Here is a 12,720-nt window from a genome sequence, read left to right on the forward strand (position 1 = left end):
TATAGTTGTAAAACTTTCAGAGATTAGTTTTAAAAACTTGAATAAACTAGTAGAATAAGTCATAATTAAATGATAGGGTATTGTAATAATTTGGAGGTAATTATGCGTGTAGATTTTCATATGCATTCTACATTTTCTGATGGTGTAGAAACACCAGAGCAGCTATTGCAACATGCTGTGGAAGCTGATTTGAAAATGATTGCATTAACTGATCACGATGAGATTGCTGGAATAGATACAATGTTAGCCATTGAGAGTCCTATTCAAATTATTACAGGCTGTGAATTTAGTGCTCATTATAAAGGAAAAGATATACATATTTTAGGCTATGGTTTTAATCACCATGATGAGGGCCTGCATAAATTCATTGAATTCTTTAAGGAAAAGCGTGAATCAAGAATAAAAGATATTATCTCTCGATGTATTAATCATGGTTATAATATTTCTTTTACAGAATTAGAAGATTTATATCCAAATACCAAATCTTATGGTAGACCACATGTTGCTAGATTACTAATAGACCATGGCTATGCCAAAGATGTACAAGAGGTGTTTGATGGCATATTAAATTCAAAAAGTCCTTGTTATATTCCTAAGGTCAAATTAGAAGTTCCTGAAATACTAGATATTATTCACAATGCAAATGGACTAGCTGTATTGGCCCATCCTAAACTAGTTCGCAATGATGATTATGTTACAGAACTACTAGATTATAGCTTTGATGGTATTGAAGTATATCACTCCAAACACGATCAAGCGGATGAACAAAAATATTTGGCTATGGCAAAGGAGCGGAACTTATTTATTACAGGTGGATCTGATTATCATGGAATACCTAATCGATATCCTTATCATATAGGTGAATATGTGGTTGATAGTCATCTAGTAAACCGGTTTATTGAACGCATACGTTGTATATCTGCGTAAGTTTAGATGTGAGGTGTACTATGGAAGTCATTGCTTTTGTAGGTGGTAGTGGTACAGGTAAAAGCCATCGTGCTCTTGTGCTAGCTCATGAAAATAGTGTGGAATGTATTATCGACGATGGCATTTTAATTCATGATAATAAAATTGTGGCTGGTTTTTCCGCTAAAAAAGAATCTAGTCGTTTAAAAGCAGTTCGTCGTGCTATATTTCAAGATCCGATTCAAGTTAAAGAGGTTCGAGGTCAGTTAGACGCTATTAATCCAAATCGATTAATGATTATCGGAACATCCGATAATATGGTAAAGAAAATAACAAAGGCCTTAGGGATTCAAGAACCAGATCGTTATATTCGCATTGAAGATGTGGCAACCCAAAAGGAAATTGAAAGAGCGCAACATGCTCGCCTAAAGGAAGGTAAACATATCATACCGGTTCCTACTATGGAGCTAAAGCCCCATTTTAAAGGGTATTTAATTGATCCAATTAAAACAATTTGGCGCCGTCGTACCTTACGTAAACAAGACCCAGATAAAATTGGTCAAATTGGTTCTGAAGGCTTTGAACGTTCTGTAGTAAGACCAGCCTTTAGTTATTATGGACGCTTAACTTTTGATGATGATGTCATCATTAAACTAATCCGCAATGGTTTAAAAAAGGTTGCTGGTGTTGATGCATCATCAGATATTGCTTTTAAAAAGAGCCCTAAAGGACAAAATGGTTTAATGTTAGATATGTCTGTTGTGATTGAACATGGACACCCTGTTAAACCTCTTATGCAGCAGGTACAAAAATCTGTTCGCAATGAATTAGAATATATTACTGGCATGTCTGTTGAGCGCATGTCTATTAAAGTTAAAAACATAGTTGAAACAAAACGTAAGATTATAAAAAATATTTAGGAGATATAATGAAGTCATATTATATATATACCTATGGTTGTCAAATGAATACCGCCGATTCTGAGCGTCTTTCACATCAACTTGAAACAGTAGGTTATATACCGACCGATGATGTAGAATCGGCAGATTTAATATTATTGAATACCTGTGCAGTACGTGAAACTGCAGAAACGAAAGTATTTGGTCGTATCGGTGAATTAAAACGTTTAAAACAAAAAAATAAAAATTTGATCATTGCTATTACAGGTTGTATGGCACAAAAAAATCAAGCTGAAATGTTTAAACGAGCACCTCATATCGATATTGTTCTTGGCACTCATAATATCCAACACATTAATGAAATGATTGCTGAGGTTCAACGCACTCATAAGCATCAAATTAATGTAGATATGGATCATACAGTTCTTCCTGAATTGCAGGCAAAACCTAATGGTACATTTTTTGCTTGGGTTCCTATAATGAATGGTTGTAATAAATTTTGTACTTATTGCATCGTTCCTCATGTGCGCGGTCGCGAAATTAGCCGTCCCGTAGAAGCAATTGTAAAAGAAGTAACTGAGCTTGGGGCAAAAGGATTTAAGGAAATTACGTTGTTAGGACAAAATGTTAATTCCTATGGCTTAGATTTTAAAGATGGTACCGATTTTGGCACCTTAGTAGATGCCCTTGATCATATTCCAGGTATTGAACGCATTCGGTATATGACAAGTCATCCACAAGATATGACTAAATCAATGATTGATGCATTGGGGCGCTCTAGTAATATTGTTACGCATTTACATTTACCAATCCAATCTGGTTCTGATAGAATTTTAAAGAAGATGAATCGCCATTATACGGTGGAACATTATAAAGAATTATTATCTTATTGTAGAGAAAAAATTAAAAATGTAGTTGTGACAACCGATATTATCGTAGGTTTTCCTGGGGAGACTGAGGAAGATTTTGAACAGACGCTTCAATTATTAAAAGATGTTCGCTACGATATGGCTTATACATTTATTTATTCCAAACGTTCTGGTACGCCTGCTGCTACTATGGAGGAACAAGTTCCTGAGGAGGTAAAACGTGTTCGTTTGCAACAATTGATGGATATTCAAAATGAAATTTCCTTAGAACTTAACAAAGCTATGGAAGGTCATATATTTGATATTATTGTAGAAGGTCCAAGTGCTAAAGATGAAACCATGTGGTTTGGCCGTACGTCTGGGAATAAAATGGTATTATTCCCAAAAGATGATGAGTTAACTATTGGTGATACTGTACCAGCCTATATTGATAAAGCACAAACATGGGTCTGCTACGGCACCATTCAAAAGGGGTAAGAATGGCAACAAAATTAACACCAATGATGGAGCAATATTTAGAAATTAAATCGCGACATAGTGATGAACTCTTATTTTTCCGCCTTGGTGATTTTTATGAATTATTTAACGAGGATGCACTAATTGCATCTCGAGAATTGAATATTACCTTAACAGGTAGACCTACAGGCAACGAGGAACGAACACCTATGTGTGGCGTTCCTTTTCATGCTGCTGAAAGCTATATTGAAACATTAGTAAAAAAAGGGTACAAGGTCGCTATATGTGAGCAACTTGAGGATCCAAAGGCTGTAAAGGGCATCGTAAAACGTGATGTAATCCAAGTGATTACACCAGGGACAGTAATGACAGAAAATGGTAATGATGCACGAAGTAATAACTTTTTAGCATTATTCTATATGGTTAAGGAAGCGTGGATTCTTGTATTCTCTGATGTATCTACGGGTGAGGTCATTTGGGATCGTGTACCTCAAGACAATATAAGTCAAATATATGATTCTCTTAGCATGTATAGACCTGCTGAAATCATTGTTCCTGAAGGAACTATTTTGCCACAATCTATCGTTGATTTCATTCATAATCAATTTAATAATGTAGTATTGTCTCCATTTACTTCCTTTGAATGTGCTTCAGATGCATCTCGATTAGCAAATAATCACTTTCAAGATATGGGCCTTATGGAGGAGGATGTACTGGCCGCATTAGGCTTTATGCTCTTATATTTACAGGATATTATTAAAACTGAAATCTCCCATATCAATTACGTTCATCAAATGGATGTAGGTAATCGATTGATTTTAGATACATCTTCATTGCGCCATTTAGAAATCACCCATAATTTGCGGGATGGTGGTGTAAAAGGAACCTTATTAGATATATTAGATCGTACCTTAACACCAATGGGCGCTCGATTATTAAAACAATGGCTAGAAAGTCCGCTTACGGATATTCCACATATTCAACGTCGTCAAGCAGCCGTTGCAGAACTAATCACACGAAATGGAGAACGCTGTGAAATACAAAGTTATTTAGATTGCATTTATGATTTTGAACGTATTGTAGGCCGTATTGAGACAGGCTCAGTATCTCCGCGAGATTTTACATCTCTCCGTGAATCTCTACAAGTATTGCCACATATTAAACAACTTCTTAAAGAGTTTTCTGGATTATCTCTAACATCCATTAATGAGCGGATTAATAATCATGCTGATATTTATGATTTATTAAATCGAGCGATTGCGGAGCAACCTGCTTTAACATTAAAAGATGGCCGTGTAATACGAGATGGTTATAATGAAGAGTTAGATGAACTCCGTTCTTTAGCTACTAATAGTGAAGTGTGGCTTCAAAAATTAGAAGATAAGGCAAAAGAAGAAACCGGTTTAAAGCTTAAAACTAAGTATAACAAAGTGTTCGGATACTTCTTTGAAGTTAGTAAGGCACAAATCGATAAGGTACCGGCCTATTTTATTCGGAAACAAACCACAGTCAATGCAGAGCGTTACATTACACCTGATTTAAAAGAATTTGAAATTAAAATTCTAAGTGCCAAGGAAAAAATTGTTGCCTTAGAACAGCAATTATATCAAGATTTACGTAATCAAATTAAGGGTGTTATTAAAAGTGTACAGGAAACAGCAAGGGCTTTAGCAGAACTAGATGTACTCGCCTCATTAGCAACCGTAGCGTATGAATCAAATTATATATGTCCTAATATCGTAATGAATGGACAAATCAATATACGCGATGGGCGTCATCCGGTAATAGAAAAATTCTTAAAGCGCGAAGTTTTCGTGCCTAATGATGTATTACTCAATCATGATGATGATGAATTTATGCTTATTACAGGCCCTAATATGGCAGGTAAGTCAACCTATATGAGACAAGTGGCCATTCTTATGATTATGGCTCAAATTGGATCTTTTATTCCTGCTAGGGAGGCTACCATTTCTCCTGTAGATCGTGTATTTACTCGTGTAGGTGCTAGTGATGATATTTCTACAGGTCAAAGTACTTTCATGGTAGAAATGAAGGAGGTAGCATATATTCTTGAAAATGCTACCTCTAAGAGTTTGATTATCCTGGATGAAATCGGTCGTGGTACAAGTACCTTTGATGGTTTAAGTATTGCACAAGCAGTGGTAGAACATATTTGTAAACATATTCATGCTAAAACATTGTTTGCTACGCATTATCATGAATTGATTCCCTTAGAAGACGTATATCCACGATTAAAGAATTATACGGTGGCTGTTAAGGAAAAAGGGAAAGATATTGCCTTTTTGCGCCGCATCATTAGGGGTGGTGCAGACAGAAGCTATGGTATTCATGTAGCAAAATTAGCAGGTTTACCAGCGCAAGTTTTAAAACGTGCGGAAGTGATTCTAGAATCATTAGAAGAGCAAAACCCTGATACAGACGATTTAGATAATCGTGTTATGACAGCAGAATCTACTATTAAATATGCTAAACCTTCTATTGATACAGATGGGTTTAGTAATTTATTTACACATTCTGTTGTAGATTCTTTACTTGCTATTGATGTTAATACGATGACACCTATAGAGGCATTAAATGTTATTCATCAATTGCAGGTAGAGGCGCGTAATGGAGGCGGTAAATAATGGCAACCATTCATGTGTTAGATGAGACTACAATAAATAAAATTGCAGCTGGTGAAGTAGTAGAAAGACCAGCATCGGTTGTTAAAGAGCTTATCGAAAACTCAATTGATGCCGGTGCTACATCAATAGAGATTGAAATTGGTGAGGGTGGTAGCGCATACATGCGTATTACCGATAATGGAAAGGGAATGACTGAAGAAGATGCACGCCTTGCCGTATTACGTCATGCAACATCTAAAATTCAATCAGTAGAGGATTTGTTTGATATTGCATCTTTAGGTTTTCGCGGAGAAGCTTTGGCCAGTATTGCGTCCGTATCTCATTTTGTTTTGACAACTAGAACTGTAGAACAAGATTTAGGTACTCGCATTCTTATCGATGGTGGTACCTTTACCGATTGTATTCCTTATGGTTCAGCACCAGGAACGACTATTGAGGTAAAAGAATTATTTTTCAATACCCCAGCACGTCGTAAATTTCTGAAAACCGAACGAACTGAATCATCTAAAATCCAAGACATTGTTGGTAAATTGGCATTAAGTAATCCGCATATTGCTTTTAAATTAACTATTGATGATCGTGTAGCCATCATTACACCAGGATCTGGCTCAATACAAGATACAGTAGCTGCATTATACGGTTATAAAACCAAGAATGATATTTTTTCTATCGCTTATGAAAGTGAACATATCTATATTGAAGGTGTCGTGTCAAAACCAACATTGTTAAAAAGTACTCGTATTTGGCAAACTATTATCGTAAATAATCGTGTAATATCTGATAAAACGATTTTAAAAGCCATTGATAATGCATATCATGCATTATTACCTAAATCAGGATATCCTTTAGTTTTATTACATATAACAGTTCCTGCAGGTATGGTAGATATCAATGTACATCCTCGTAAAAGTGAAGTTAAATTTGAAGATGATAAAATCATATTCAAGGCCGTATATCATGCTATATTAAATGCACTAAATAATCCACTTCATGAACGTTACGAACGTGAGTCATCAACATTCGTACAACCATTAAAAACAGAGAATCAAGGCAATAGCTATGATTCCTATAAAACGCCACAAGTATTAAGTGATCATAGTGATACAGCTGAGCATATTGCAACAGCTATTGATTATGATAAGGTTTTTGGCGGACGGCGCACTAAGGGATATGAGATATTACGTCAGGATACACGAGATTTTGTAGATGCCTTAAAAGAAAAAGGGTTTACACCACCAGCTCCAAAAGCGACGTATGAACAGGAAACATTTGAGGAATCCTCATTTACATCAGTTCCTACAGCTTATACTAGCTATACGACAGAAGATAAAGAGAAATTTCATCAAATACAAGAACAACGCATAGACGATGAACAAAGAGAAATTCAAAAATCTGGATTTTTACCAATGGGACAGGTTGCTTCTTGTTATATATTGGCTAAAAAAGGGGATGATTTATATATAATCGATCAACATGCTGCCCATGAAAGGGTTCGGTACGATCGGTTATGTAAATCCTCTGAGTCTATACCTATGCAATATTTATTAGTTTCTGTATTTAGCAATGCTACAGAAGATGAAATGAATCTTGTTGAAAATGAGCAAGATGCATTATTAGATTTAGGTTTTGAAGTTGAATTGGGCGGTCCTAATCAAATTAAATTGGTTGGAGCTCCCATAGATTTAGTTGAAAGTAAAGCGCAGGAAATATTATCCCATGTATTTACTTATTTGCATGAACATGAACAACCTACGAAGGCACAATTGCGTCATGAAATGTTAGCTTATGCTTCTTGTAGAGGAGCAATTAAATCCGGTCATAATCTTAATATGTATCAGATAACTACCTTGATTGAAGATTTATTTCATACTGATAAACCTTATGTGTGCCCTCATGGACGTCCTACAATCATTAAGTTTACACCTGATGAATTAGGTAAATTATTCTTAAGGTCTTAACATGATTATTACTACTTCACAAAAAGCATCACCAACAATAAAAAAAGAATCACTAGAACTAGCTAATTCATTGGGATTATCCTATGTTGAACGCCATAAAAAGCCTATTTCAGAGTTGTTTTTAATAGATAATCCTATTGCGGTGGTTTCTAATAAAAAGCTAACAATTCATTTTAATGAAGAGCAAGAACATAGCTTCCATTTATCAATGGCTCAATTGCGAATTCTGCGTTTAGAACGCAATGAGGAAGATCATCTTGTGAGAGCTATAGAAACTCTTACACACGAATCATCTAAACATATCTCTATCGTTGATTGTACGCTTGGCATTGGTAGTGATAGTATTGTTATGGCTTATGCATTTCCGAATGCTAATATAACGGGTTTAGAAGCATCCTATCCCATTTGGTTATCTACGTGGTTTGGTTTGCATCATTATGAACATGATAATGATGTTGTAACGGAAGTGTTACGTCGTATAGAAGCCATCCACTGTGATTTTGAAAGTTATTTATCAGATTTACCAGATAAAAGTATGGATATATTATATTTTGACCCTATGTTTGAAGTGCCTATTGAAGAAAGTCCACAATTTAAACCGCTACGGGGACATACTTTTGAAGGGGCTATAAAAAGAAATGTCATAGAAGAAGCTAAGCGTGTTAGTCGTCTAGGTTTTATTATAAAAGAACGTCCCTTTAGTTCAGTTTTTAAAGATTTTCCACCAACGAAATGGGTGGGTGGTAAATATAGTCGTATAGGTTATGGTGTATACAGAAATGAGGAGTTACAATGAACAAATTAATTACAATTGTAGGTCCTACAGCTGTAGGCAAGACTGATTTAACATTAGCATTGGCTAAATATTATCATGGACAGGTTATATCAGGTGATGCATATCAAGTGTATAAACAGTTAAATATTGGTACTGCAAAGCCAACTGAAGAAGAACTAGATACTGTTCCTCATCATCTTATCGATATATTAGAGCCCAATGAAGATTACAGTGTGTCAGTATTTCAGCAACAAGCAAAAATATTGATAGAAAATTTAAACCATAATTCTATTTTACCTATTTTATCAGGTGGTACTGGATTATATGTTCAATCATTGTTAGAGAATTATAACTTTAATGATATTAAACCCAATATAGAGCTAAGAACAGAGTTAGATAAACTATATATTGAACAGGGTATAGATGGGTTACGTCAGCGTGCTAGTAAATTGGCAGAAAAAGGTGGCATAGAAATAAGATTCACCGATAAACACCGACTATATCGCGCTATTGAGTTGATGTGTGCTGGCGACTACAACGCTTTGACCAATCAAACAAAAGAAGGATTGTCTTATGTAGGACCAGTTATTGGCTTACAAAGGGAGCGAAGTGATTTATATAATCGCATTAATCGCCGAGTAGAAATCATGTTTGAAAAAGGATTGGTGGATGAAGTAATAAGTCTAATTAATAATGGGGTAAATCCAGATTGTCAGGCTTTCAAAGGTATTGGATATAAAGAAGTAGTTCAATACTTAGAAGGTCTAATAAGTTATGATGCATGCATTGGTTTAATTCAAAAGAATACGCGACACTTTGCAAAACGTCAGATTACCTGGTACAAACGTATGCCTTACATTAATTGGATTACTATTGATTCAAATACTACAGAGATTGAAATTTATAATATGGCACGTACCATGATAGATACGAGCCTATAAGAAATAAAGGATAGAGAATGACATTAGAAGAAATACGCAGTAAAGCCCTCGATATGGCAGAACCACAGTTTAAAAAATTTGAACCAATCGCACTAGCTAATACGAAAAAGGTGCTTGAAGCATTTAAAGAGTGCCAAGTGTCTGATTATCATTTTAATGGCACTACTGGCTATGGATACAATGATAGTGGTCGTGAAAAATTGGATGAAGTCTTTGCTTATGTCTTTAAAGGCGAAAAGGCTTTAGTGAGACCACATTTCGTATCTGGTACTCATGCATTAGCAACTACATTAATGGCTATTATGGGAAATGGCTCTAAAGGATCTGAATTCATTTATGCTGTGGGAGCTCCTTATGATACGATGCAATCTGTTATAGGTCACACTCGTCCTGTGAAAGGATCTCTAATTGAGAAGGGGTTTACTTATACAGAAGTACCGCTTAAAAATAATCGTTATGATTTAGAGGGGATTCAAAATGCAGTAAATGATAATACTCGTGCCGTAGTTATTCAAAGGTCCCGTGGATATAGTACGCGTGAACCATTATCTATTGCAGATATTAAAGCTATCGTGGATGTAGTAAAAGCTAAAAATTCTGATACCATTTGCTTTGTTGATAATTGCTACGGTGAATTTACAGAACTTCAAGAGCCATTAGAGGCTGGTGCAGATATCATGGCAGGTTCTCTCATCAAAAATGCTGGCGGTGGTTTAGCACCAACCGGTGGATATATTGTGGGCCGTGAGGATTTAGTTGAAGATGCATCATATCAATTGACGGCTCCAGGGCTTGGTGATCATATGGGATCCTATGCTCCTGGCTATCGTCTATTCTTCCAAGGCTTATTTATGGCTCCTCACGTAGTTTTACAAGCTCTTAAAGGTGCTGTATACACAGCTGCGGTAGGTGAATTACTAGGATATGAAGTATTTCCTAAGGTAGATGCAGATCGTTATGATTTGATTCAAGCCATCAATTTAAAAAATGGCGAGGAAATGGAGCATTTCTGTGTAGGCATGCAAGCTTACTCTCCTGTAGATGCTCACGTACATCCTATTCCTGGTGATATGCCTGGCTATGAAGATAAAATCATCATGGCTGGTGGCACCTTTGTACAAGGTTCATCTATTGAGCTTAGTGCCGATGGTCCTGTGCGCCCTCCATATACAATCTTCATGCAAGGTGGTCTTGTATTTGAGCATTCTATGCTCGGTATATTAGGCGCTGCAGAAGAATTATTGAAACATAGATAATCTTAAGAATCTCTTTCTCTTTGGAAAGGGATTCTTTTCATTGTACGCCGAATAGGCATGACTAAACCCCCAGTTAAACTGGGGGTCGGTAAAAAATTCTTAGAGAAAAGGAAAGAACCTCCTAGTGGTAAAATGAAGTTGGTCTGGCAACCACAACATTTCAACATAGGAGGTTCAATGTCAATGAATGACGTAAAAAGCTTATCACATAGTAAATGGAGATGTAAATATCATATTGTTTTTGCACCAAAGTATAGAAGACAAATAATTTATGGTCGGATAAAAGCTGATGTAGGTAAAATTTTAAGAGATTTATGTAATAGAAAAAATGTAGAGATTATAGAGGCAGAATGCTGTCCGGATCATATTCATATGTTAGTAACGATTCCACCACATTTAAGTGTATCAAGTTTTATGGGATATTTAAAAAGCAAAAGTAGCCTCATGATATTCGATAAACACGCAAATTTAAAATATAAGTATGGAAATAGACATTTCTGGTGTAGAGGATATTATGTGGATACAGTGGGAAGATACGAAGGAGCGATAAAAGAGTATATTCGCAATCAATTACAAGAAGATATAGCACAAGATACATTAAACTTTAAAGAATATACCGACCCGTTTACGGGTGAGCCGGTAAAATAGGCAAAATAAAAGCCCCCGAGTAGGGGGCAGCCAGTGGTAATAGAGTGGTTGTCAGATCATTCAAAGCCCTCTTTAGAGGGCTACCACTAGAGAAAGACCCTTATAGGGTCAGAGCAAACCACCCGTTCTACGGGTGGTTATGATTTTCAAATCTTTTCAATGTACCCAGTTCTAGGATATAATATAAGTTGCTATAATTTTATAGTAATACTACTCGGACTTTTACACCGAACTAGTGTTTTTACACGTCAGGCTTTCACCCTGATTAGTTTTATGGTCAAGAGATCATTAAAAGGAGAAAGTATGGAAAAAGTTATCGCTGTAGCTATGAGTGGCGGCGTAGACAGTTCTTTAACTGCTGCAATGCTACTAAAACAAGGCTATAAAGTATTTGGTATTACCCTGTGGCTGTGGGTAAGTGGCACGCCTTATGATGAGGTACCTCTTGCTGTAACAGATGCTAAGAAGATGTGTGATTTTCTTGGTATTGAGCATCATGTTATCGATGCACGTGATGTATTCTACGAGAATGTCGTAGATTACTTCGTAAAAGAATACGCCTATGGTCGTACACCAAACCCTTGTGTATTTTGTAACAAGAACATCAAGTTTGACTTGATGCTTAACTGTGCTCTTGAGCTAGGTGCCACACATATGGTTACTGGTCATTATGCACAGGTCAATTATAATGAAGAAACAGGTTTATATGAATTACATAAAGGTATTGATCCTACAAAAGACCAAAGCTATGTTATGTACAATATGAATCAACGTATTTTAAGTCATCTTATGTTTCCGTTGGGTGGCCAATGTAAGACTGAAACGCGCAAGCTAGCCGCTGAATATGACTTGCCAGTAGCTAAGAAGCCAGATAGCGTAGATATTTGCTTCTTGCCTCATGGGAACTATCAAAAGTTGGTGGTAGAGGAGATGAAGGCAAAACCAATGGCTGGTAATATCGTTACCGAAGATGGTGAAGTATTAGGTAAGCATAATGGTTTATTTAACTATACTATTGGTCAACGAAAAGGTCTTGGTATTGCTTACAAGCACCCACTTTACGTTATTGGTTTTAATGGTGACCGCAATGAGGTTATCGTCGGCCCTAATGAACGTCTCTTTACGAATCGCATGATTTGTAAATTCTATAACTTCTTAGATGATACAATTCATAAAGAATTAAAGGCAGAAGGTAAAATTCGCTATGCCGCAAATCCTTCACCTTGTACTGCACGTATCTTAGATGATGATACGATGGAGGTTATCTTTGAAGAGCCACAACGGGCTATCACACCAGGTCAGTCCGTAGCCTTTTATAATGGCACTCAACTATTAGGAGGTGCTGTTATCGATCGCGTATGTTAGAA

General features: G+C 36.2%; 10 protein-coding genes. All 10 read left to right on the plus strand.

Annotated elements, in window-relative coordinates:
• Positions 1-102: 102 nt before the first annotated feature.
• A complete protein-coding gene (locus tag VTHSUH11_RS07315) occupies positions 103-927 on the plus strand; it encodes a PHP domain-containing protein (RefSeq protein ID WP_105093174.1) in 825 nt (274 codons plus the stop codon).
• A 20-nt stretch (positions 928-947) separates the two neighbouring features.
• Positions 948-1,826 (plus strand): Asp23/Gls24 family envelope stress response protein, encoded by an 879-nt coding sequence (locus tag VTHSUH11_RS07320; protein WP_059362342.1) that lies wholly within the window; start codon positions 948-950, stop codon positions 1,824-1,826.
• A gap of 8 nt (positions 1,827-1,834) precedes the next feature.
• Complete coding sequence (miaB, locus tag VTHSUH11_RS07325; RefSeq protein ID WP_105093175.1) at positions 1,835-3,151, plus strand: tRNA (N6-isopentenyl adenosine(37)-C2)-methylthiotransferase MiaB; 1,317 nt, start codon at positions 1,835-1,837, stop codon at positions 3,149-3,151.
• Positions 3,152-3,153: 2 nt separating this feature from the next.
• Positions 3,154-5,775 (plus strand): DNA mismatch repair protein MutS, encoded by a 2,622-nt coding sequence (mutS, locus tag VTHSUH11_RS07330; RefSeq protein WP_059362350.1) that lies wholly within the window; start codon positions 3,154-3,156, stop codon positions 5,773-5,775.
• A complete protein-coding gene (gene mutL / locus VTHSUH11_RS07335; RefSeq protein ID WP_105093176.1) occupies positions 5,775-7,733 on the plus strand; it encodes a DNA mismatch repair endonuclease MutL in 1,959 nt (652 codons plus the stop codon). The genes mutS and mutL overlap by 1 nt, the downstream gene beginning before the upstream one ends.
• Before the next feature lies 1 nt (position 7,734).
• Positions 7,735-8,529, plus strand: a complete 795-nt coding sequence (locus VTHSUH11_RS07340; protein WP_105093177.1) for a class I SAM-dependent methyltransferase — start codon at positions 7,735-7,737, stop codon at positions 8,527-8,529.
• Entirely contained in the window at positions 8,526-9,449 is a 924-nt protein-coding gene (gene miaA / locus VTHSUH11_RS07345; protein WP_105093178.1) for a tRNA (adenosine(37)-N6)-dimethylallyltransferase MiaA, read from the plus strand. The genes VTHSUH11_RS07340 and miaA overlap by 4 nt, the downstream gene beginning before the upstream one ends.
• 17 nt (positions 9,450-9,466) lie before the next feature.
• A complete protein-coding gene (locus VTHSUH11_RS07350; RefSeq protein ID WP_105093179.1) occupies positions 9,467-10,705 on the plus strand; it encodes a methionine gamma-lyase family protein in 1,239 nt (412 codons plus the stop codon).
• Positions 10,706-10,888: 183 nt separating this feature from the next.
• Positions 10,889-11,353 (plus strand): IS200/IS605 family transposase, encoded by a 465-nt coding sequence (gene tnpA, locus VTHSUH11_RS07355; RefSeq protein ID WP_005375295.1) that lies wholly within the window; start codon positions 10,889-10,891, stop codon positions 11,351-11,353.
• A gap of 303 nt (positions 11,354-11,656) precedes the next feature.
• Complete coding sequence (gene mnmA / locus VTHSUH11_RS07360) at positions 11,657-12,718, plus strand: tRNA 2-thiouridine(34) synthase MnmA (protein ID WP_105093180.1); 1,062 nt, start codon at positions 11,657-11,659, stop codon at positions 12,716-12,718.
• Positions 12,719-12,720 lie beyond the last annotated feature (2 nt).

It is taken from the genome of Veillonella tobetsuensis (genome assembly GCF_002959935.1).
GTDB classification, from domain to species: domain Bacteria; phylum Bacillota; class Negativicutes; order Veillonellales; family Veillonellaceae; genus Veillonella; species Veillonella tobetsuensis.